This window comes from Serinicoccus profundi (assembly GCF_008001015.1).
Taxonomy (GTDB): domain Bacteria; phylum Actinomycetota; class Actinomycetes; order Actinomycetales; family Dermatophilaceae; genus Ornithinicoccus; species Ornithinicoccus profundi.
This window is the reverse complement of record NZ_CP042862.1, coordinates 3,105,586-3,127,035: the sequence shown is the minus strand read 5'-3', so window position 1 is coordinate 3,127,035 and position 21,450 is coordinate 3,105,586. Positions and strand designations below refer to the sequence as shown.

The 21,450-nt window shown below is 70.9% G+C and carries 21 protein-coding genes and 1 pseudogene; 12 read left to right on the top strand and 10 right to left on the bottom strand.

What is annotated here, in order from left to right; all coding sequences use genetic code 11:
- Positions 1 to 170: 170 nt before the first annotated feature.
- Positions 171 to 485, top strand: a complete 315-nt coding sequence (locus FA582_RS14545) for a YciI family protein (RefSeq protein ID WP_010146223.1) — start codon at positions 171 to 173, stop codon at positions 483 to 485.
- Between the two features lie 217 nt (positions 486 to 702).
- On the opposite strand, the gene FA582_RS14540 is transcribed toward FA582_RS14545, so the two are convergent.
- A complete protein-coding gene (locus FA582_RS14540) occupies positions 703 to 1,638 on the bottom strand; it encodes a carbamate kinase (protein ID WP_010146222.1) in 936 nt (311 codons plus the stop codon).
- Between the two features lie 9 nt (positions 1,639 to 1,647).
- Between FA582_RS14540 and FA582_RS14535 the strand changes: the two genes are divergently transcribed.
- Complete coding sequence (locus FA582_RS14535) at positions 1,648 to 2,253, top strand: DedA family protein (RefSeq protein ID WP_051125075.1); 606 nt, start codon at positions 1,648 to 1,650, stop codon at positions 2,251 to 2,253.
- Here FA582_RS14535 and FA582_RS14530 read toward each other — a convergent pair.
- Positions 2,213 to 3,079 (bottom strand): DsbA family protein, encoded by an 867-nt coding sequence (locus FA582_RS14530; protein ID WP_010146220.1) that lies wholly within the window; start codon positions 3,077 to 3,079, stop codon positions 2,213 to 2,215. The two genes, FA582_RS14535 and FA582_RS14530, sit on opposite strands and share 41 nt — an antisense overlap.
- Before the next feature lie 47 nt (positions 3,080 to 3,126).
- On the opposite strand from FA582_RS14530, the gene thpR reads away from it, so the two are divergent.
- Positions 3,127 to 3,699: an RNA 2',3'-cyclic phosphodiesterase gene (gene thpR, locus FA582_RS14525; RefSeq protein ID WP_010146218.1), complete on the top strand. Its 573-nt coding sequence runs from the start codon at positions 3,127 to 3,129 to the stop codon at positions 3,697 to 3,699.
- Between the two features lie 105 nt (positions 3,700 to 3,804).
- Here the strand turns inward: thpR and FA582_RS14520 are convergent, their stop codons facing one another.
- The gene (locus FA582_RS14520; protein ID WP_010146217.1) at positions 3,805 to 5,547 is read right to left on the bottom strand and encodes a metallophosphoesterase family protein; all 1,743 of its coding nucleotides are present in this window, start codon (positions 5,545 to 5,547) and stop codon (positions 3,805 to 3,807) included.
- Positions 5,548 to 5,604: 57 nt separating this feature from the next.
- Here FA582_RS14520 and FA582_RS14515 point away from each other — a divergent pair, with 57 nt between their 5' ends.
- Together FA582_RS14515 and FA582_RS14510 are read left to right on the top strand one after the other, a co-directional pair.
- On the top strand, positions 5,605 to 6,117 hold the full coding sequence (locus tag FA582_RS14515; protein WP_010146216.1) for an NUDIX hydrolase: 513 nt from the start codon (positions 5,605 to 5,607) through the stop codon (positions 6,115 to 6,117).
- A gap of 4 nt (positions 6,118 to 6,121) precedes the next feature.
- Positions 6,122 to 7,198, top strand: coding sequence for a hypothetical protein (locus FA582_RS14510; protein WP_202798060.1), 1,077 nt, complete (start codon positions 6,122 to 6,124; stop codon positions 7,196 to 7,198).
- A 290-nt stretch (positions 7,199 to 7,488) separates the two neighbouring features.
- Here the strand turns inward: FA582_RS14510 and FA582_RS14505 are convergent.
- From FA582_RS14505 to FA582_RS14495, 3 genes and pseudogenes are all read right to left on the bottom strand, one after another.
- Positions 7,489 to 8,479 (bottom strand): annotated as a pseudogene (locus FA582_RS14505) (NAD(P)H-quinone oxidoreductase).
- Between the two features lie 51 nt (positions 8,480 to 8,530).
- The gene (gene mraY / locus FA582_RS14500) at positions 8,531 to 9,643 is read right to left on the bottom strand and encodes a phospho-N-acetylmuramoyl-pentapeptide-transferase (RefSeq protein ID WP_010146213.1); all 1,113 of its coding nucleotides are present in this window, start codon (positions 9,641 to 9,643) and stop codon (positions 8,531 to 8,533) included.
- Between the two features lie 108 nt (positions 9,644 to 9,751).
- Positions 9,752 to 11,050, bottom strand: a complete 1,299-nt coding sequence (locus tag FA582_RS14495; RefSeq protein WP_010146212.1) for a NupC/NupG family nucleoside CNT transporter — start codon at positions 11,048 to 11,050, stop codon at positions 9,752 to 9,754.
- Positions 11,051 to 11,162: 112 nt separating this feature from the next.
- Between FA582_RS14495 and FA582_RS14490 the strand changes: the two genes are divergently transcribed.
- Genes FA582_RS14490 through FA582_RS14470 form a run of 5 tightly spaced genes read left to right on the top strand, consistent with a single transcriptional unit; the run spans position 11,163 to position 15,030 of the window.
- Positions 11,163 to 11,585, top strand: a complete 423-nt coding sequence (locus FA582_RS14490; RefSeq protein WP_010146211.1) for a hypothetical protein — start codon at positions 11,163 to 11,165, stop codon at positions 11,583 to 11,585.
- Between the two features lie 23 nt (positions 11,586 to 11,608).
- On the top strand, positions 11,609 to 11,935 hold the full coding sequence (locus FA582_RS14485; RefSeq protein WP_010146210.1) for a hypothetical protein: 327 nt from the start codon (positions 11,609 to 11,611) through the stop codon (positions 11,933 to 11,935).
- On the top strand, positions 11,896 to 13,932 hold the full coding sequence (locus tag FA582_RS14480; RefSeq protein WP_147899855.1) for a DNA/RNA non-specific endonuclease: 2,037 nt from the start codon (positions 11,896 to 11,898) through the stop codon (positions 13,930 to 13,932). The genes FA582_RS14485 and FA582_RS14480 overlap by 40 nt, the downstream gene beginning before the upstream one ends.
- Entirely contained in the window at positions 13,929 to 14,423 is a 495-nt protein-coding gene (locus tag FA582_RS14475; protein WP_010146208.1) for a hypothetical protein, read from the top strand. Before FA582_RS14480 ends, FA582_RS14475 begins: the two co-directional genes overlap by 4 nt.
- A 28-nt stretch (positions 14,424 to 14,451) precedes the next feature.
- Positions 14,452 to 15,030, top strand: coding sequence for a hypothetical protein (locus FA582_RS14470; protein WP_010146206.1), 579 nt, complete (start codon positions 14,452 to 14,454; stop codon positions 15,028 to 15,030).
- Here FA582_RS14470 and FA582_RS14465 read toward each other — a convergent pair.
- The gene (locus FA582_RS14465) at positions 14,997 to 15,779 is read right to left on the bottom strand and encodes an IclR family transcriptional regulator (protein ID WP_010146205.1); all 783 of its coding nucleotides are present in this window, start codon (positions 15,777 to 15,779) and stop codon (positions 14,997 to 14,999) included. The genes FA582_RS14470 and FA582_RS14465 overlap by 34 nt on opposite strands.
- Before the next feature lie 102 nt (positions 15,780 to 15,881).
- Positions 15,882 to 16,973, bottom strand: a complete 1,092-nt coding sequence (locus tag FA582_RS14460) for a glycoside hydrolase family 3 N-terminal domain-containing protein (protein WP_158640891.1) — start codon at positions 16,971 to 16,973, stop codon at positions 15,882 to 15,884.
- 31 nt (positions 16,974 to 17,004) lie between these two features.
- Here FA582_RS14460 and FA582_RS16460 point away from each other — a divergent pair, with 31 nt between their 5' ends.
- Entirely contained in the window at positions 17,005 to 17,202 is a 198-nt protein-coding gene (locus tag FA582_RS16460) for a hypothetical protein (protein ID WP_158640890.1), read from the top strand.
- A 12-nt stretch (positions 17,203 to 17,214) separates the two neighbouring features.
- Here the strand turns inward: FA582_RS16460 and FA582_RS14455 are convergent, their stop codons facing one another.
- The gene (locus tag FA582_RS14455; RefSeq protein ID WP_010146203.1) at positions 17,215 to 19,770 is read right to left on the bottom strand and encodes a glycogen/starch/alpha-glucan phosphorylase; all 2,556 of its coding nucleotides are present in this window, start codon (positions 19,768 to 19,770) and stop codon (positions 17,215 to 17,217) included.
- Between the two features lie 149 nt (positions 19,771 to 19,919).
- On the bottom strand, positions 19,920 to 20,564 hold the full coding sequence (locus FA582_RS14450; protein WP_010146202.1) for an ASCH domain-containing protein: 645 nt from the start codon (positions 20,562 to 20,564) through the stop codon (positions 19,920 to 19,922).
- Positions 20,565 to 20,697: 133 nt separating this feature from the next.
- On the opposite strand from FA582_RS14450, the gene FA582_RS14445 reads away from it, so the two are divergent.
- Entirely contained in the window at positions 20,698 to 21,426 is a 729-nt protein-coding gene (locus tag FA582_RS14445; RefSeq protein ID WP_010146201.1) for a glutamine amidotransferase, read from the top strand.
- Positions 21,427 to 21,450 lie beyond the last annotated feature (24 nt).

Here is a 21,450-nt window from a genome sequence, read left to right as displayed (position 1 = left end):
ATGCAGCCATGTGCGGCGTTCGGTGGGGGTCTGGGGAGCCATCTGCGGCGTTCGGTGGGCGCCTCAGCAACCATCTGCGGCGCTCGGTGGGGCGATGTGGTCAGTCGGGAGAGGGGGCCGGGCGGGCCGAGGTCGACTGGGAGGGGCGGCGGGTCCCTAGGATGAGCGGCATGAGCCTCTTCGTCGTGCACTACACCTACTCCGACGACACCGCGGCGCGGGACGAGCACCGTCCTGCGCACCGCGACTTCCTCGGCGCGCTCGCCGCTGACGGCACCGCCCTGCTGACCGGTCCCTACGCGACCATCGACGAGGCGCCTGATGCCGCGCTGCTCATCCTGCGTGGTGAGAGCGCTGCCGACCTGGCCGAGCTGCTGCGTGAGGACCCCTTCCAGCAGCAGGGCCTGGTCGAGCAGGTCGCGATCCGCGAGTGGAGCCCGGTGCTGGGCGCGTGGTTCGACGGGGCCCTCGCCGACGAGCTCTGAGGCCACGTCGCCGAGCTTCCTGAGGTGAGCGATCAGCACCGGGCCGCACCGGCAGTCGTTGACGTGAGCCCCGGGGCCGGTCGTCCCGCCGCCACGCCGGTCGACATCGGCTCAGCTACGCACGTGCGCGGATGAGCCGCTCGGGACGGGCGTGTCGCCGGGACGACGTCTCCTGCGCAACCAGACGTCGGGCGGCCCTGGGACAGCCCCTGCCCTCTCAGCCCCGGCGGGCGGTGACGTAGGTCCCCGCCGAGCCGTCCACGAGGGCCACCGCCTCGTCGAGACTGCCGATCGCGGCAGCCACCTCGACGCCGCCGGAGCGTGACCCGGAGACCTCGACGAAACGGCATACCGCCTCGACCTTGGGCCCCATCGACCCGGCCGGCAGGTCGAGCGCCCGCAGCTCCTCTGGCGTGGTGTGCCGGATCTCCCGCTGGTCATCGGTGCCGTAGCCCTCCATGACCGCGGGCACGTCGGTGAGCACGAGCAGCCGGTCGGCGCCGAGCCGGTGCGCGAGCAGCGCGGCCGACAGGTCCTTGTCGATGACCGCCTCGACCCCGCGCAGGTCACCGGTCTCCGTCCGCACGACCGGCACCCCGCCGCCACCCGCGCAGACGACGATGACCGACTCGTCCAGCAGGTGGTCGATGAGCCGGGTCTCGATGATCTCCCGCGGCCGGGGCGAGGGCACGACCCGCCGCCAGTGGGTCCCGTCCGCCCTGACCTGCCAGCCGTGCTTCTCGGCGAGCTGCCGGGCCTCGGCCTCGGCATAGACCTCCCCGACGAACTTGCTCGGATCCCCGAAGGCGGGGTCGTCGGCGTCCACGAGCGTCTGGTTGAGCACGGCGGCGAACTGCCGGTAGGGCCGTTCGTTGCCGATCGCCTGCAGGATCCAGTAGCCGATGAGCCCCTGCGTCATCGCCCCGAGCGCGTCGAAGGGGTAGGGCTGGCTCAGTCGCGCGTCGTCGGCGCTCTCCATCGCGAGGATGCCGACCTGTGGCCCGTTGCCGTGCGTGATGACCACCTGGTGGTCGTCGGTGAGCGGCGCCAGCGCGTGCATCGCGCGCCGGATGTTGGCGACCTGCGCGCCCGCGTCGGGCACCTGGCCGCGCTCCAGCAGCGCGTTTCCCCCGAGGGCGACGACGATCCTCATGGCCGGAGTATGCCGTGCCCCACCGCCCCCGACCCGGTGCGCCGCGCGTGGGATGCTGGTCGGGTGGACGTCTGGCAGTCCTTCCCGCTCGGCCTCGCCCTCGCCTTCCTCTGGGGCGTTGCCATGCTGCGCGGCCAGGTGACCTACTGGATCGCCCGCACGGTCACCGAGCAGACCCTGCGGCACACCCACCCCCTCACCGGCTGGCGCGCCTCGGTGCACCGGTGGTTGCGCAGCGAGGCTCTCGACCGCGGGCGCGGCGCGGTGCAGCGGTGCGGGATCGGCGCGGTGCCGCTGTGCTACCTCACCGTGGGCCTGCAGACCGTCGTCCTCGCCTCGGCCGGCGTGCTGCGGATGCGGTGGTGGGCCTTCACCCTCGCCCAGTCGATGGGCGCCCTCGCGTGGGCGGTGATCTATGCGACGGTCGGCTTCGCGATCTGGGCGGTGGCCTTCGAGGCGGCGCTCGCGGGCGGGCCGTGGCTCGTCGTGGGCGCGGCCGTGCTGCTCGCGCTGGTCGTCGCGCTGGGGCACCGGTGGTATGCCGTCCGTCGCCGGCGGCAGCGCGAGGGCGAGGTCACGACTGCTGCGACGCGACCTGCTGCTGCTCCTCGATGATCTCGATGACCCGGTCCGCCGGGTAGGCGCCCTGCAGCACCTGGGTGTTGATGAGGAAGGTCGGGGTGGAGGCGACCCCGATGGTGCGGGCCTCGGCGGTGTCCGCCTCCACGGCGGCGAGGAGCTCCTCGTCGGTGAGGTCGGCCTCGAACTCCTCGAGGTCCGCCACCCCCACCTGCTCGGCGATGGCGAGGAGCTCGGCCTCGGCATACTCGCCGTGACCCTCGGTGGACAGCGCGAAGACGGCGTCCTGGAACTCCTCCAGCCGGTCCTGCTCGGCGGCGGCGCGGGCGGCCACCGCAGCCAGCTGGGAGGTCTCCTCGAAGATGACGAAGTCGCGGAACTCGATGCGCAACGTCCCGTCCTCGACGAGCGGCATGAGGTCGGGGCGGATGTCGAGGTGGAACTGCGCGCAGTAGGGGCAGCGGTAGTCGGCGTACTCGATCATGACGACCGGTGCGTCGACGTCGCCGACCGCCAGCGGGTCGTCGGGGTCGCGGCGCTGCAGGTCGAGCATCATCTGGGCGACCTCAGGCGGGGGAGTCTGCTCGGCCGCGCCCGGGTCGGCGGGTGCCTCCCCGGCATCCGAGCCGTCGTCGGCGGAAGAGGCTGACGGCGGCTGATCGGCGTCCTCGCTCGGATCAGCGCTGGGCGTCGCGTCGCTGCTGGCCGACGAGGCGGGCGCCGCGCTCGGGTCCGCGTCGCGCTGGCCCAGCGCCAGCCAGGCGATGAAGGCCGCGACGAGCGCGACCACGATGGCCGCAGCGGCCCAGGCGACCGCGATGACGGTGCGGTCGCTGCGGGGCTGCTGGCTCGACGTGCTCACGCTCCCAGCCTCGCACACCGCCCCAGTGGCCCTGAGACGATGGCCTGATGCGCGCCTTCATCGCCCTGCTGCCACCCGCCGCGATCACCGAGGAGCTCGACGGCTTCCTCGAGCCCCGCCAGGAGGCGCTCGCCGACCGTGCTCAGTGGCGCTGGACCCGCAGCGAGCAGCGGCACCTGACGCTCGCCTTCTTGCCCGAGCTCGAGGAGTGGCGCGAGGAGGAGCTCATCGCCGCTGGGGAGGCCTGGGCCGAGCGCTCACGCCCGGTGCAGCTGGCCCTCCGCGGGGCGGGTGCCTTCCCCGACCCTGGTGAGGCGCGGGTCCTCTGGGCCGCGGTGGCCGAGCCCGACCCCGGGTCCCTGGCGAGCTGGGCCATGGCGCTGCGCTCGCTGGCGAGCCGCAGCGGCGTTCGCGTCGACGGCACGCGGTTCACCCCGCACCTCACCCTCGCCCGCTCCATCGGCCGACCCCAGGCTGCCGGCCACCTGCTGCAGGCGCTGGACACCCTGCATACCTCGACGTGGCGGGCCGAGGAGGTCTGCCTCATCCGCTCCGAGCTCGGCCAGGGACCCGGCGGCACCCCTCGGTATACCGTCCGCCACACCTGGTCTCTTTCCTGACCTCACCCCGCGCCACCGCACGCTCGTGCGTCGGGTCGTGCGCTTCTTCGTGACCCACGCGTGCCCCTGGCCACGGCTTGGTCACACGCCTCCGCACGGGGCTCGTCACGGCTCCTCGGTCACTCCCGCGCCGTCCGTCGACCCCACCGCTCCCGGCCCGTCCTCGATCTCCGGCAGGTCCAGCGGCGGCAGCGTCGTGACGACGGCGTCGTCGGGCGGGGTGACCTCCACCTCGGTGGGGTCGGCCTCGGCGTCCTGCAGGAGCTGCTCGACCGCCTGCACGCTGACCCCGAGGTCGGTCGAGCAGGACCGGTCCTGCGGCACCTGCGGCTGGATCGAGCGGCCGTTGATGAGGCTGACGTCGTCGAACTGCGGCCGACCGGACACGAGGTTGCGGTAGCTGTAGCGGGTCAGGCTGCTGATCGCGCAGTCCTCGCCGAAACTGAGGATGTCGAAGCTGTAGGGGTGACCCTCCAGCTCACCGGCGGTCTCGGGGTCCTCCTCGGCCGCCTCCTGGGCCTGCTCGGTCAGCGGCGGCAGCCGGAACTGGTTGACCAGACCGCCACCGGTGAACGACCCGACCTGCAGGTGCTGCCCGGTGAGGTCCCGGGAGTGCATGTGCCCGTTGATCGTCACGGCGCGGGCGCTCACCCGGTCCGCGGCATACGGCTGGTGGGTCAGGACGATGTCGCTGAGCGGCAGCCCGGCCGTCGCCTCCCGGAACCGCTGGGCGAGCGCGGTCTGGTCGCCGCCGTAGTCGCCGCTGCGCTGGTTGAAGTAGCGGGTGTCGTTGAAGCCGGTGATCGTCACCCCGTTGACGCTGATCTGCTGCAGCTCGCCCTCGGTCGGCTCGACGAGCAGCACGTTGGTCACCTGCGCCATCCGCTCCAGCACGCCCTCGTCCCGCGCCTGCGCGCCGTCGTGGTTGCCGCGGACGTAGATGTAGGGCACGCCGAGGCTCTCGATGCCCTCGTAGATGCCGGTGAGGTCGCCCTCGTCCTCACGCCCGAAGTTCAGCAGGTCGCCGGCGTCGATGACCGCGTCGATGTCCTGGGTCTGCACGATCTCGCGCATGAGGGGGTACTGGTTCATCCCGTGGATGTCGCTCACCAGCAGGAACCGCGCGGCGGCAGGTTGCTCGGTCGCGTCCGGGCTGAACTCCTGGCGCATCGCCGTGGACAGCGCCAGCAGGTTGGTGACGTAGACGGCACCCTGGTCGGCCTTGCGGTCGAGCCCGGCAAGCAGGTCACTGTTGTCGGTGGCCAACGAGAGCAGGCTGGTGGTGCGGAACTCCGCGACGCGGTCGGTCCGATAGGTGAGGTATGCCGCAGCTCCCGGCACGATCATCGCCAGCGCCGTCGCGACGACCGAGGCGATGAGACCGCGCGCGAGGTGCGTGGGGCGGGCGGCGGCATACGCGAGCATGACGAGCGCGGTGGTGAGCAGGGCGCCGGCGGCGAACTTCCACGCGAGCTCGGCGACGCCGGCGTCGATGGCGTCGCGCAGCTCGCCCGGGGTGGGCTCGAGGTCGGAGCTGCGCAGCTGGCCGCGCCGCAGCAGGTCGGTGACCTCCTCGCGCACCTGCACCTGGGCCTCGAGGCCAGGGGCCGGCAGCACCTGCCGGGTGAAGGACACGGTCATGTCGCCGACGACGGTCGGCAGCAGCACGGTGGAGCTGAGGCGCGGCTGGACCGAGATGTCGGCGGAGAAGTAGCGGGTCTGGGTATGCACCGGCCACAGGTGGGTGGTGGCGACGCCGCCGGTGTAGGCGAGCACCAGCAGCAGGGCCACGACGCCGATGCGTCGCAGCCCCGGGACCACTGTCGCGATGCGCTCACGAATGCCCATCGGCACGAGGGTAGCGGCCAGGTCTCCCGCGACCACGGGGTGTGGTTGGCTGACCGGATGGATCTCTCGACGCTGCGCCGCAAGGCCGGCACCGCGGCGCTGGTCGGCTTCCGGGTGGCGCCGGGCCCGCTCAAGCGCCTGGCCGTGCGGACGGTCGCCCCGAGCTACACCGTCGGCGCCGTGTGCGTGATCGAGCACGACGGGGAGTTCCTCGTGCTGTGGCAGCCGCACCGTCGAGGGTGGAGCCTGCCCGGGGGGTTGCTCGGCCGTGGCGAGGAGCCGGCTGAGGCAGTGCGTCGCGAGGTGGCCGAGGAGGTCGGGCTCGACATCGACCCGGGCGACCCGGTGACGGTGCGGGTGGACGCGGTCGAGCAGGGGGTGGATGTCGTCTTCCGGGTGGTGCTCGACGAGCGTCCCGACCTGGAGCTGGCGACCGAGGCCCGCAAGGCCCGGTGGACCAGGCGCTCCGAGCTGGGACCGGCCGACCGCGACACCCGCGGCATCCTCGCGGCTCTGGAAGACGTACGCCGCGAGCCCCGGCCGGGAAGGCTTCTCCACCTGGGACAGTAGGGGGATGGGACGCCACGCGAGGATCATGGCACTCACCGGCGTGCTGGCCCTGGCGGCCTGCGCTGGCACCGACGACGAGGGACAGGCGGGCGACCCGGCGCAGACGCAGGCACCCGGCGCGACCTCGGCGGCCCCGACGCCGACGGGGGGAGCCGGAGGATCGGGGGACGTAGAGGACGAGGAGGCCGCCGGTGGTGCCGCGGGCGAACCGGGTGATACTGCCGGCGACGGCGACGGCGACGGCGACGGCGACGGCGACGGCGCCGAGGCGACGACCGACGGGCCGGCCGAGCTGCCTCGCGGGGGCCGCGAGCTCTTCCCGGACTACGCCCTCGTGGGCTATGTCGGCCACCCGGACTCCGAGGCCATGGGCCGGCTCGGGATCGGCGACCCGGACGAACGGGCGGGTGAGATCGAGACCGAGCTCGCCGACTTCGCGGGTGACCGCGAGCTCCTGCCGGTCCTCGAGCTCGTGGTGTCGATCGCCCACCCCGTGCCCGGGGCGGACGGCACCTACCGCACCCAGATGGCCGACGACACGATCGATGACTTCCTGGAGCTTGCCCGGCGGCACGACGCGCTGCTGCTGCTCAACATCCAGACCGGCGCGGTGCCCTTCCCGGAGGAGGTGCGCGACTTCGAGCGGTGGCTCGTCGAGCCGGACGTCGGGGTGGCGCTCGACCCGGAGTGGGCGGTGGCGCCCGGCCAGGTGCCGGGGGAGGTCTACGGCCGGACCACCGGCGCCGAGCTCGACGAGGTCGCGGCATACCTCGCTGGTCTCGTCGAGGAGCACGACCTTCCGGAGAAGGCGATGGTCTACCACCAGGTGTACGCCAGCGTGGTGCAGGACGAGGCCGGGCTCACCGAGCACGAGGGAGTGGCGGCGATCAAGTCGGTCGACGGGATCGGGCACCCGCTCGACAAGGTCTACACCTACGACCTCGTCAACGCCTCCACCCCGGAGCACGTCCACGGCGGCTTTAAGATCTTCCTCGAGGAGGACGCCGAGGTGGGTCCGCTCATGACCCCCGAAGAGGTCGCCGAGCTGGACCCGGAGGTCGAGTACCTCATGGTCGAGTGACCGCCGGCGCGCCGCCGGGACCGAGGTGTCGACGGCGCGAGCGGCCGGCGGCGGCCGACGCCCGGCGTCGGCCACCCCCGGCGCCGACTCCGCCGGTCTGTGGGCCGGCCCCGCAGCACCATGAGCAAGGTGAGTCCGCACGCTGCAGCAATGCAGTGGTGCAGCGTAGGGACTCAGCTTGCTCAGGTCGCCTCAGGGCAACGCCGGCTTGCTCAGGAAGGCCCCCGCGATCGGCGCGCACGGTGAGCGGCCGGCGCCCCCTCCGCCTGCACGGTGAGCTGCCGGCGCTCCTACGCCTGCACGGTGAGCAGGATCTTGCCGATGTGCTGGCTGGCCTCCATCTCACGGTGCGCCGCCGCGGCGTCCTCGAGCGGGTGGCGGGACTGGATGAGGGGCCGCACCCGGCCCTCGGCGACCCAGGGCCAGACGTGCTCACGGACCTGGGCGACGATCTCGGCCTTGCCCGTCAGGGACCGGGAGCGCAGCGAGGTCGCCTGCACCCGGCCGCGCTTGCGCAGCAGCGCCCCCAGGTCGAGCTCGCCGGTGCGACCACCGAGCAGCCCGATCACCACGAGCCGCCCGTCGTCGGCCAGGGCGCGCACGTTGTCGGTGAGGTACTTCGCGCCGACGACGTCGAGGATGACGTCGGCGCCGCCGCCGTTGGTCGCCGCGCGCAGCTCCTCCACGAAGTCCTGCTCGCGGTAGTTGATGAGGATCTCGGCGCCGAGCTCGCGGCAGGCCTCCAGCTTGTCCGCCGACCCGGCCGTGACCGCCACCCGGGCGCCGAGCGCCCTGGCGACCTGGATCGCCATCGTGCCGATCCCGCTCGAGCCGCCGTGGAGCAGCACCGTCTCGCCCTGGCTCAGCCCGGCCTCCATGACGAGGTTGCTCCAGACCGTGCAGGCGACCTCCGGCAGCGCGGCGGCGTCCTCGAGGGGTATGCCGTCGGGCACGGGTAGGAGCTGGCCGACCGGGACGGCGACGGTCTCGGCATACCCTCCGCCGGCGAGCAGCGCGCAGACCTCGTCACCGACCGACCAGCTCGAGTCCTGCGTGCCCTCGCCGAGGGCGCTGATGCGGCCGCTGACCTCCAGCCCGGGGCAGCTCGGAGGCTCCGGGCGGGGGCGGGTAGGCGCCCTTGCGCTGCATGACGTCGGCCCGGTTGACTCCCGCGGCGACGACGTCGACGAGCACCTCGCCCGCGGCGGCAGCAGGGGTGGGCACGTCGGCGGCGACGAGGGCGTCGGCTTCACCGGGCTCGGGGATCGTGATCGCTCGCATGCGACTCAACCTAACGCGCCCCACCGACAGGGCAGCAGGCGAGCCGCCGGATCAGAGGCTGACGACCCACTCGGCGTAGAACAGGCCCAGCCCGGCCGCCACGCAGATGCCGGCGACGATCCAGAAGCGGATGACGATGGTGATCTCGGCCCATCCCAGCAGCTCGAAGTGGTGGTGCAGCGGAGCCATCCGGAAGACCCGCTTGCGCGTGAGCTTGAAGCTGATGACCTGGATGATCACCGAGGCCGTGATGATGACGAAGAGCCCGCCGAGGATGACCAGGAGCAGCTGGGTATGCGTGAGGATCGCCATACCTGCCAGCGCCGCTCCCAGCGAGAGCGAGCCGGTGTCGCCCATGATGATCGACGCAGGCGAGGCGTTCCACCATAGGAACCCGGCGCAGGCGCCCGAGATCGCGGCGGCGACGACGGCCAGGTCGATGGCGTTGCTGATCGAGTAGCAGTTCGACCCCGGGGCGATGCCACAGCTCTGGTTGTGCTGCCACATCGCGATGACGGTGTAGGCGCCGAACACCATCGTGCAGGCCCCGGTCGCCAGCCCGTCGAGACCGTCGGTGATGTTGACCCCGTTGGACGCGCCCGTGATGAGCAGGTTGGACCACAGCAGGAAGAGGAGCAGCCCCACCACCGGCCCCGCGAAGGCCAGGTCCAGCGGGGTGTCGCGCACGAACGAGATCGCGGTCGAGGCCGGTGAGCGACCCTCCTCGTCGGTGACGAGCAGCGCGGCGAGCGCGAAGACGACCGTGATGAGGGTCTGCCCGACGAGCTTCTGGCCGGACGTGAGGCCGAGGCTTCGCTCCTTGCGGATCTTGGTGTAGTCGTCGAAGAAACCGATGACGCCCAGGCCGGTGAGCAGGAAGAGCACGAGCAGCGCATTGATGGAGAAGCGGCTGGCCGTGACGTCGAGCAGACCCGTGAGGGCGAGCAGCAGCACGACGCCGTGGGAGCCGAAGTAGCCCAGGAGGGAGGCGCCGATGATCACCGCGCCGCCCATCGTCGGCTTGCCCCGCTTCACGTGGTGGTGGGTCAGGTCGTCGCGGATGAACTGCCCGTAGCGACGGCGGACGAGGAAGCGGATGAACAGCGGGGTGCACAGGAGCGCGAGGACCATCGAGATGCCGCCCGCGAGCATGACGTTGACCATCGCGTGCACTCCTCGCTGGCGGTTCGGGATCTCCGGCGTCAGGGCCTCACCCCAACCGGTCCACTGTAGACGTCGGTGGAGGCAGGGGCGCGCACCGTCGCCGGGTCGCTAACCGATGAGGATGCCGGCGATCGCCGCGCTCATGAGGTTGGCCAGGGTCGCGGCGAGGACGGCGCGCAGGCCGAGCTCGGCGATCTCGCTCCGCCGGTCCTTGACCAGCGACCCCAGTCCGCCCAGCAGGATGCCCAGCGAGCCGAGGTTGGCGAAGCCGGTGAGGGCGAAGGTCACGATCGCGGCCGTCTTGGGGCTGAAGTCGTCGATGGTGGGCGCGAAGTTGGAGAAGGCGACGAACTCGTTGACCACGATCTTCTGCCCGACGAAGCTGCCCGCGCCGGTCGCCTCCGCCCACGGCACCCCGATCGCGGTCATGAGCGGCGCGAAGAGGTAGCCGAGGAGCTGCTCGAAGGTGACGTCCGGCGCCCCGAACCACCCTCCGACCGTCCCGATGAGCAGGTTGATGAGCGCGATGAGGGAGATGAAGGCGAGCAGCATGGCGCCGATGTTGAGCGCGAGCTTGAGCCCGTCCGCCGCGCCCGAGGCGGCGGCGTCGACGACGTTGCGGTACTCCATACCGTCGAGGTCGTCGTCCTCATCAGGTATGCCGTCCGCGTCGCTGTCGGCGTCGGCCTCCCCGGGCCGGTCAGCGACCATGCGATCCGGGCGGCGACGCTCCTCCGGCGGCTCCTCAGCGTCCTCTGGGAGCACCAGCTTCGCCATCATCAGCGCCCCCGGTGCCGCCATGAACGACGCGGCGATGAGGTACTCCAGCGGGGCGCCGAGCAGGGAGTAGCCGACGAGCACCGAGCCGGCGACGGTCGAGAGGCCACCGACCATGACGGCGAAGAGACCGGAGCGGCTCAGGCCGCGCAGATAGGGCCGGATGACCAGGGGTGCCTCGGTCTGGCCGACGAAGATGTTGGCGGCCGCGTTGACCGACTCCGCCTTGCGGGTGCCGAGGACCGCGCCGAGCGCACGCCCGAGGTTCTCCACCACGAACTGCAGGATCTTGAAGTGGTAGAGCACGGCGGTCAGCGAGGCGAAGAAGATGATGACCGGGAGCACCTGGAAGGCGAAGACGACCCCGGCGTTCTCGCCCTGCGGCAGCACGGGGCCGAAGAGGAAGCTGATGCCCGCGTTGGAGGTGTTGATGACGGCCTGGACGCCCTGGCTCACCGCCCCCAGGGCCTGCTGCCCCCAGGACCAGTAGAGGACGATGATGCCGAAGGCGACCTGAATCCCCAGCGCGGCGAGCACGGTGCGCCAGTTCACCGCCTTGCGGTTGGTGGACAGCGCCAGTCCCAGCCCGATGAGCAGGACCATGCCGCCGATGCCCCACAGCACGTCCATGGTGGACCTCCTGGTCTGCGTCGTCGCTGGTGTGGGGCGACGGTATCGCGTCCGGGCGAATGTCGGGACGAATGGTTATCGTGGAGCCACAGACAACCGGGAGGGGTGGGTCGTGGAGGCCAGCCAGCAGCAGGAGGCGGTGCGCGCCATCGCGCAGCGCTTCGTCGAGATCGCGCCGGCCGGGTGGGCCCGGCTCGTCGGCAACTGGGAGGCGACCCAGGTCGACGGTGCGGTCCACCTCAACTACGTCACCCTGGGGGTCGTCGACCTCCAGGACCGCTGGGGTGTCGGTCAGTTCGACTTCGACGAGCCCCTCTACGATCTGGTCGCCGAGCTCAACGAGGCCATGGCGGCGAGCGGGGAGCGGTGGAGCGTGATGGACCTGGAGGTCGACGCGGACGGCGCGTTCCGGACGCACTTCGGCTACGGCCCCGCCAAGCGGAGCCAGGGCATCCACGACGAGGAGTCGATGGGCCGCTTCGAGAACTACCTGGCGACCTGGGTCGCCGAGCACGGCGAACGTCCGCAGCACTGACCGCACGAAACTGACAGAGGGGTATGGGGAGCATGGCGGGTGAGGACGAGGTCACGATGGTGCCCAACGCCTACAAGGACGCGTTGGAGTCCGCTCGCAGCAGATCGGTGAGCCCGGCGGACGACATCAAGGAGGCCTTGGACAAGGCTGACCGGGCGATGTCGGCTGGCTGCTGGGTGAGCACGACTGCGGACGACTTCGGCAGCGCGCTGAGCGAGCACAAGCGGACGCTGGGCACAGTGCGCGACAAGGTGATCGAGGACTTCGACGACGCGATCGCCGGCCAACCCGAGCGGGTCGAGTCGACGGCGTGGCAGACCCGGTGGCAGAAGATGGCGGGGATGCGCTGATGGCGGTGTGTTCGATTCACATCCCCGGCTTCACCGATCTGGTGGCGGGGGTGGAGAAGGTCCGCTCGGACGTTCCGGGGGACCGGTCCACGGTCTCCGGCAACCTGAGTGGGGTGATGCTTGGCACGGGCTCGCTCTCGCGGGTGGACGACGTGCTCAGTTGGGCCGACGACGAGATCCGGGGTCTGCGCCGGAGATTGGCTTTGGCGCAACAGATCGAGGCCTCGACCCCCGGTGTGCAGGTGTATGCGCAGTTCGACGAGGACGACGTGTCGACCAAGAGCCAGGCGCAGGTCGAGGCGGATGCGCAGAAGGTCGCGGACTACCTCGAGGAGGGCGGGGAGATTCCGCAGGAGGTCCTTGACCTGCTCGCGGAGGGCAAGAACGACCCCTACTTCGCGCAGGCACTGGCCGAGCGGGCCGACCTGGAGGATCTGTCCAACACCATCATGACGGTGGGGCACCCGCCCCCTGCCTCGGGGATGGACCCGGACTATCAGGAAGACCTGGAGCAATGGCGGCAGGACTATGACGCCCTCCTGGGCGGGTTGGGCGAGACGATGGGCCTTGCCTCCCGGGGCACGGGGGACGTCGCTCCGCCCGAGGGGTGGAACCAGCAGTGGATCGACGCCATCACAACGACCGACCCGCCCGGTCAGGCGTCCAGGCTCGCGGCGGTGGTCTCCCGGGGGCGGTGGTCGAGCGACTTCACCGTCGAGCTGACCCAGGCGCTCTACGACTACGAGACCGGGGAGGACGGCCACGAGGGGATGTGGAACCAGAGTGCATATCCCATGGGCAGCTACCTCGGGGCGCGACTGCCGGACGGCACCGAGGCCTACGACCCGATGGCGCTCGTGCTGCAGGCCGTGGCCCAGGACCCCGAGGCGGGGATGCGGCTGGTGAAGGAGGCGGACCGCACGACCGTCGAGGTGGATGGGGAGTCGCACGAGGTCTCCTCCTTCGTGGACTACCTCCTCACTCAACGAAAGTGGCCGGTCGATGACGGTGCCGCCGCCGGTGACATGCTCGCCAGTTCCATCACTCCCTACGAGGGGGGTAGCACCTACTCCCTGACTGTGGGGGAGGACGTCAGACTCGTCTCGACGGCGTTCGAGGAGGAGGTCCTCGCGCGCACCGAGGACAAGCCCTGGTGGTCGGATGCAGGGCACCTCTTCCTCGACGTGCTGGGCCTGGTCCCCGTCATCGGAGAGCCCATCGACGGCATCAACGCTGCGTGGTACTACGCCGAGGGCGACGTGGTCAACGGCAGCCTCACGGTTGTCGCGATGGTGCCTCTCGCCGGCTGGGGAGGCACCGGGGCCAAATGGGGGACGAAGGTCTTCAAGGGCAGTGACGCGGCGAAGTTCGTCGACGAGGTCGGAGGGAAGGTTCTCGACGACGCGATCGGCGGGGCCCCCATGCCGAGCGTCGCGAAGGCGGACGGGCTTGCCGGCAAGGTCGATGTGCCCTCGATGAAGTTTACCGATGAGGCGAGCTTCAACGCCGCGGCGAACAAGGCGCATCCCAACGCCAGCTACGAGTACAACGGGATCACCTGGAGGACGGACGAGTTCGGACGCACGAAGGCGATCGAGGGTTCCCTCACCGAGGGCTCGGCGACCCGGAGCAAGCTGCAGACGGACATCGGCAACACACCAGGAGTGGCGGCCGACACCGACGTGGGCTTCCACCTGCTCGGACACTGGTTCGGCGGACCGACGAACCGCCTCAACGTGGTACCCGGGAACGGCAAACCGCTCGCGGACGGCACGAAGAACCTCAACAACAGCGGCTACGCCAAGATGGAACGGTCGCTGCGTGATGCGATACGTGATCCTGATGTGGCAGACGTCAAGGTCAGGATGGAGCCGGTGTACTTCGACGGCAACACGTCGGTTCGGCCAGATGTCTTCCGAGTAGTGACGGAAACTGTGAACAAAGATGGCACCGTCATCAAGAACACCTACCGCTTCATGAACAGGAAGAACCCATGACCCATGAGACAGCCGCGCTGCTCACCAAGTTCGCTCAGCGGTATCGCGATGCAGCGCCGACAGGCTGGGTGCGCATCGTCACCTGGTGGGCCAAGTTGGGCGACTCGGCAGAGGAGGCGTCTCTCGACGCGACTATGACGCCAGCTGTCGTGGTCTTTCGGGATCGCAGCGGAGCTTTGGTGCAGGAGTCCATCGAGCCGACCAGCGAGCCGCTGCAAGACCTGCTCCAGCTGGAGGCTCTGGATCAGGCCGACACCAGTTGGCTCGTCATGCGGGTCGAGATCGACGCCGACGATCCCGAGCCGCGCGTGGAGTTCGACCACGACACCCTCGTCCGGGCGGAGACATCGCTCCAGGACCCGTGGGCGGATGAGGTTCACCATTACCTCGAGCGGCACTGTGAGGAGCTCGAGCAGGTGAGCGGACCGGCCACGAGAAGCACGGCGGAGGAGCAGCCGCGCCGTCGGTGGAACTGGTTCAGGTCGGAATGATGTCGCCAAGAGCGGGGGAGGCCTGAGCATGGATCTTCCGGGCTGGCTCACGGGATCGAAGGTCGTCGGTCGGTCCTCCTCGGTGGCCAGTGCTACGGACGGCGCGCTGACCTGGACGATGACCCAGGACCGGCGGGGCGTCGTCACCCTCGAGGTGCTCTCGAGAGGCCAGTTCGTCAAGTCCTGGCACCCGCACCTCACCGGTCTCGTCCTTCACGAACCCGCCGGTGCCATCCTGCCCGACCGATGGTCCGCCTCTGAGGTCATGAGGTTCAGCGATGTCGATGGCGCCCAGCGGGAGGTGTCGGCGAATTGGCTGGTGTTCGACAATCGGGAGAACCTCCGCCGGGAGCACCCGTGGCGGTGCGAGCTGCCTGTGTCTGCGGATCGGATCAGCGCGCTCTTCTTCGGGTCCTTGACCGATCACTGCTGGCTGGAGAACGCCGTCGACCACGCCTGGATCGTCCGCTACGAGTCGAATACCAGCCTGTTCAGCTGGACCGACCACATCGGCAGCACACCGACCATCCGCTCCTCCACGGTGGTCGTCGCCGAGGATCGACGGATCCGGCTTCAGCCGACCGGCGAGCGGCCGTGGCCGCGGTGACCGAGGCGTTCGGACAGGTCACGGGCCGAGGCCCGGACCGCCTTCACGAGGGAGGTGACGTCAAGATCCTCCTGCGTCGGGTAGGTCACCGCGACGCCCGCGGCCGGGTGGCCGGAGTGGTCGAGCACCGCGGAGGCGACGGAGGCCAGGCCGGGGGTGACGAGCCCGTCCTCGACGGCATACCCCCTGGCCCGGGTCGCCGAGAGCTCGCGCCGCAGCTCGACCAGTGAGCTCACCCCGGTCCCGTGACGCTGCACGAAGGACTCGCGACCGGGGAAGAGCGCCCGCACCTGCGCCGGGGGTAACGCCGCGAGGATCGCCAGGCCGCTGGCCGTGAGGGTCGCCGGCAGCCGCACGCCCACATCGGTGACCAGGGAGGGTCGCCCGGCGACCCGTTCCTCCACGACGTAGAGGACATCCGGCCCGTGCAGCACCGCCAGGTGGGCGTTGTGGCCGGTCGCGTCCGCGAGGCGGGTCAGGCGCGGCCGGGCCAGGCGCTGCAGCGGCGCCTGACGGGTGTAGGCCGACCCCAGCTCGAAGGCGGCGACACCGAGGCCGTAGCGCCGGTCCTCGGGCAGGTGCACGGCATACCCCTGCTCGACGAGGACCGTGAGCAGGTGGTAGGTGGAGGAGCGAGGCAGCCCCAGCTCCCGCGCGATCGTCGCCGCCGCCACCGGCGTCGCGTGCCGGGCGAGCAGGGTGAGGATGGCCAGCGCATGACCCGCCGCGGGTGCGTTGCCGGTCGCCATGGGGGGAGCCTATGTCGTGCGTGTCACCGCGTCTCCGCGTCGATCCGACGCAGGTCGGCGGCGGGCTGCGACCGTCGAGTCGGCAGACCTCGCCGAGTGAGGTCAGCGGCGGGCGGGATCGCAGTCCGCGAGTCCGTCGCCGACGCTCGCCTTGAGGTCGAGCACCCGCGCGGTCTTCGCCTCGACCTCGTCAGCGATGTCGGGGTCCTCCTCGACCAGCGCCACGGTTGCTTCGACCATCGCGGTATGGATCGTGGGGTCGCCGTTGATGACCACGTCACCGCCGGCGCGCAGGAAGCCGGTGGCGCGCTCACCTGGGGCGACCGACTGGACCTGCGCCGCGGCGCCCAGGTCGTCGGAGATCACGACGCCGTCGAAGTCGAGGTCACCGCGCAGCATCTCCTCGATGACCACGGGTGAGAAGGCCGCTGGTACCCCGGGGTCGATGAGGTCGTAGACCGCCGTGCCCACCATGACCGAGGACACCCCTGCCTCGATCACCTCGGCGAACGCGACCAGCTCTGGGTCGTCGCGGGTGGTGTCGGTGTCGACGACGTCGGCGGCGAAGTCGGTGTTGCCCTCCACCCGGCCCAGGCCAGGGAAGTGCTTGGCGCTGGTGCCCAGGCCGGCCCGCTGCAGACCCTCGGCCACCGCGACCGCCTTCGGCGCGGCGGTCGCCGCGTCCGGGCCGTAGTGGCGTCCCAGCACGCCGATCGGCTCGTTGCGGCCCGCGAACTCCGGCGGGACCACCCCGGCGACCGGTGCCAGGTCGAGGTCGACACCCGCAGCCCGTAGCTGCTCACCCCAGACCTCGGCGGCCGCGCGCAGCTCGTCATCGGCGAGCTGGGCCTGCTCGATCGCCGCCGGTATGCGGTCGAAGCCGGGGCCGCGCAGCCGCTGGACCTGGCCGCCCTCCTGGTCGACCGCGACGAGCAGCCCCAGGCCCTTGGGCTGGTCGTCGGCGGTGCGCAGGTCGTCGGTCAGGGCGCGGACGCCCTCGACCCCGGCCTGGGTGTCACCGAGGAGCAGGACCTGCCCGGTCGAGGTCGTGGCCAGCACCTCGGCGACCTGCGGGGTGAGGCCAGACTCGGTGCTCACCCCCAGCATGAAGAGCTGCCCCACCTGCTCGGCCGGGTCCAGCTCCTGCGCCAGGGCGAGGCACGAGCCGGGCGCGGGACCGCTCGGGGTCGGCATGGGCACCGCGGTCGGCGCGGAGGAGGTGGCCGTGGCCGAGTCCTCCCTCTGCGTGGTGATCGGCTGCGCGGGCGACGTCTCCGGGGCGCGCTCCACGTCGCTGCACGCGCCGACAGCCAGCGCCCCGGCCGCCACGACCGCTGCGGCTATGCCGCGCCGCGACGAGCCGATGCGCCGTGACGCGGCGATGCCACAGGTGCGCGCCGGCATACCTCGTTGCTGGTGGTGACGGGCAGCGATGTCACTCGCTCCCGGGCAGCCAGATGCGGTCGAGGTAGTCACGCATCGAGCGGTCGGAGGAGAAGAAACCGCAGCGCGCGACGTTGAGGATCGTGGAGCGGCTCCACGCCTCGGGGTCGGCGTAGGACTGCTCCACCCGCGCCTGCGCCTCGAGGTAGGACTCGAATCCGGCGAGCGCCATGAACGGGTCGTGGTTGAGCAGGTTGTCGAGCACCGCCGACACCGCGCCCGGGTCGCCACCGGTGAAGTGGCCGCTGCCGATGAGGTCGATCGTCGCCTTGAGCGTGGGGTCGCCCTCGTAGTAGGAGCTGGGGGCGTAGCCACGCTGACGCAGTGCCTCGACCTCCGGCTCGGTCATCCCGAAGAGGAAGAAGTTGTCCTCGCCGACGAGGTCGAGGATCTCGACGTTGGCGCCGTCCAGGGTGCCGATCGTCAGTGCGCCGTTGAGCGCGAACTTCATGTTGCCCGTGCCCGAGGCCTCCTTGCCGGCGAGCGAGATCTGCTCGGACAGGTCCGCCGCGGGGATGACCTTCTCGGCCAGCGTGACGTTGTAGTTGGCCGGGAAGAGCACCTGCAGGCGGCCGTCCATGATCGGGTCGGCGTTGACCTTCTCCGCCACCGAGTTGATGAGGAAGATGATCTCCTTGGCCATGTGGTAGCCCGGTGCGGCCTTGGCGCCGAAGAGCACGGTCCGCGGCGTGACGTCCTCGACCCGTGTGCGGCCGGACAGGACACCCTCGTAGACCGAGACCACGTGCAGGAGCTTGAGGGACTGCCTCTTGTACTCGTGCAGCCGCTTGACCATGACGTCGAGCAGGTGATCCTGCCGCAGCTCGACGCCGTCGCGGACCCGCAGCAGCTGGCCGAGCCGCTCCTTGTTGGCGGCCTTGACCTCCCGGAACCGCCGACGGAACTCGGGGTCGTCGGCATACGGCTCGAGCTCGCGCAGCCGCTCCAGGTCGGTCACCCAGCCGTCGCCGATCGTCTCGGTGATGAGGCCGGAGAGCTTGCGGTTGGCGAGGCGGAGGAAGCGGCGCGGGGTGATGCCGTTGGTGACGTTGGTGAACTTCTCGGGCCACATGGCGTTGAAGTCGGGCAGCACGTTGTCGCGCAGCAGCTGGCTGTGCAGCTCGGCGACGCCGTTGACCTTGGCGCCGGCGACGGTCGCGAGGTAGGCCATGCGCACCGCACGCTGCGGCTGCTCGGCGATGATCGACATCCGACGGACCCGACCCTCGTCGCCGGGGAAGGCCTCCCGGACCTCGAGCAGGAACTCCTCGTTGATGCGGTAGATGATCTCCAGGTGGCGCGGCAGCAGCCGGCCCAGCAGCTCGGTCGGCCAGACCTCCAGGGCCTCCGGGAGGAGGGTGTGGCAGGTGTAGGCGAAGCACTGCCGGGTGATGCCCCACGCCTCGTCCCAGTCGAAGCCCTTCTCGTCCACGAGGATCCGCATGAGCTCGGGGACGGCGATGACCGGGTGGGTGTCGTTGAGCTGGAAGATGATCCGCTCGGGCAGGCGGTGCAGGTCGAAGTCGCGGGGGAGGGTGTTCTCGATGAAGTCGCGCAGCGAGCAGGCGACGAAGAAGTACTGCTGCTGGAGTCGCAGCTCCTTGCCCTGCGGGGTCGAGTCGTCGGGGTAGAGCACCTTGGAGATGTTCTCGGCGAAGATCTCGGCGCGCGAGGCCTGCGCGTAGTCGCCGCGGTTGAAGGTCTGCAGGTCGAAGGCCTGGTTGGCCTCGGCGCTCCAGAGCCGCAGCGTGTTGACGACGCCGTTGCGGAAGCCGGGGACCATGTAGTGGTAGGGGACGCCGCGGACCTGCCAGGCAGGGGTCCACGTGGTGCGCGCGTCGGTCTCGTCGTCCTCGGCGGCGGACGTCTCGGTATACCCGCCGAAGCCGACCTGGACCGCGCGCTCGGGGTGCGGGAACTCCCACGGGCTGCCCAGCCGCAGCCAGCTGTCCGGCTCCTCGACCTGGCGGTTGTCGACGAAGGTCTGGCGGAAGATGCCGTACTCGTAGCGGATGCCGTAGCCGATGCACGGCACGTCCATGGTCGCGAGCGAGTCGACGAAGCAGGCGGCGAGGCGTCCCAGGCCGCCGTTGCCCAGGCCCGGCTCGACCTCCTGGCCGCGCAGCGCGGCCATGTCGATGCCGCACTGCTCCATCGCCCCGTCAGCGATGTCCTGCAGGTCGCTGGCCAGCAGGTTGTTGCCCAGCTGACGGCCGAGGAGATACTCGGCCGAGAGGTAGCCGACCATCCGCGTGGGGTTCTTGCGGCGGCGGTGCCCGGTCTCCAGCCAGGAGGCCATGAGGTAGGAGCGCACCGTGCGCGCCAGCGCGAGGTACTGGTCGTTGATGGTCGACTGGGACAGCTTGACCCCCTGCCCGAAGTTCAGCTGGTCCAGGAACTCGCGCACGAAGCCGTCGACGGTCGCCGGCGGTGAGGTGACCGGCCCGGTCGCCAGGTCGTGGGAGGGCTCGAAGCTCGGGCCGCGCCGGTTGGCGTCGGCCGAGGGGCTCTCGTCGGTGATGACGGGGTGGTGGTGCGTCTGGGTCACTGAGGCCTCGCAGATGCGATCGGTCGAGCAGGCTCGCGCAGGTGGATGGATGGTCACGTCCGACGCTACGTCAAGCAGACGCGCGTCGGCAGGCGCCGTTGCCCGGATACGTAGCGTAGAGCCTGAGGGCGGGTGGGCGTGCCCACTGCTCAGGTATGCGCCCGCGCCGCGCGCCGGGCGGAGGCCGGGACGAGCACCTCGAAGCGTTCGAGCACGACCAGGGAGTCGTCGGTGACGGGCTCGCCGTGCGGTGCGTTGGCGGCGAACGCCTCGCGGTGGACGGCCCGCCAGTGCTGCAGTGAGCCGTCGCCCTCTCCCTCGAGCCGGGCGTGCTCGGCCGGGACGTCCGCGAAGCGGCAGACCTCCACGTCGGTGATGCGCACGAGGGCGCGGGGGTGGCCGGAGCCGTCGAGGATGATCGAGAGCAGGCCGGGCTCGGGGAGGGCCAGGTCGAGGTCGACCTCGGTACGGGTCAGGGTGTCACTGGAGCGCGTGTCGGGCGTGTCGGCACCGGCCCGTGAGCGCGCCTCCTCCTCGTACTCCCGGTAGGCGCTGGCCGTGGCCGTCTTGCGACCGGCGAGGACCAGCCCGAGCAGGCGGTCGGCGGTCTGCGGGTCGTCCTCCCCACCGAAGCTCCACGCCGGGGGCGGGAGGGTGTCGCTGACCTGGGCGCCGGCATACACCTCGATGCGGTTGAGCTTGCCGCGGATCCGGGCGTCGGCCCAGAAGGCGGCGACGGCCTGGTCGTGCCGGGCCTGGCGGGCGTGCTCTGGCTGGTCTGCTGGCTCGCTCACCCCACCCACCCTACGGGCAGCCCGACCGGACCCACCTGGGCACGACGAGTCCGCACGATGCACCACAGCCATGGTGCATCGTGCGGACTCCGCGTGCTCAGGTCGGCGTCGGTGCCTCATAGGCTCTGACCCCGTGAAGCCCTTCCTGCTGCTCGGCACCCGTGCCGAGGACGACGCCGCCGACGACGAGTACGCCGGCTTCCTGCGCTACGGCGGGCTCGAGGAGTCGCAGCTGCGCCGGGTGCGCCTGGAGGCGGCGCCGCTCGCCGCGCTCGACCTCACGGCATACAGCGGGATCATCCTGGGCGGCAGCCCGTTCAACGCCTCGGACGAGCGCAAGTCGCCGGTCCAGCAGCGGGTCGAGCGCGACCTCACTGAGCTGGTCGGGCGCGTGGTCGCTTCGGACAGCCCGTTCCTCGGCGCCTGCTACGGCGTCGGGGTGCTCGGGCTGGTCTGCGGCGGCACCGTCGACCGACGGTATGGCGAGGCGCCCGGTGCGGTGCAGATCTCGCTGACCGATCAGGGTCGGGTCGACCCGCTGCTGGCCGGGATGCCCGAGACGTTCCACGCGATCGTCGGGCACAAGGAGGCGTGCGCCGTGCTGCCCCGAGGGGCGGTGCTGCTGGCCTCGTCGCCCGCGTGCCCGACGCAGATGTTCCGGATCGGGCGCCACGTCTACGCCACGCAGTTCCACCCCGAGCTCGACGCGGACTCCCTCGAGCACCGGCTCAGCATCTACGCCGGGCACGGCTACTGCGAGCCCGAGGAGGTCGCCCCGATCGTGGCGCAGGCGCGGGCGGTCGACCTCGACCACGTGCGCACGGTGCTGAGGACCTTCGTGCGCCGGTACGGCGTCATCTGATCGTCGGGGAGCCGCGACGGTGGG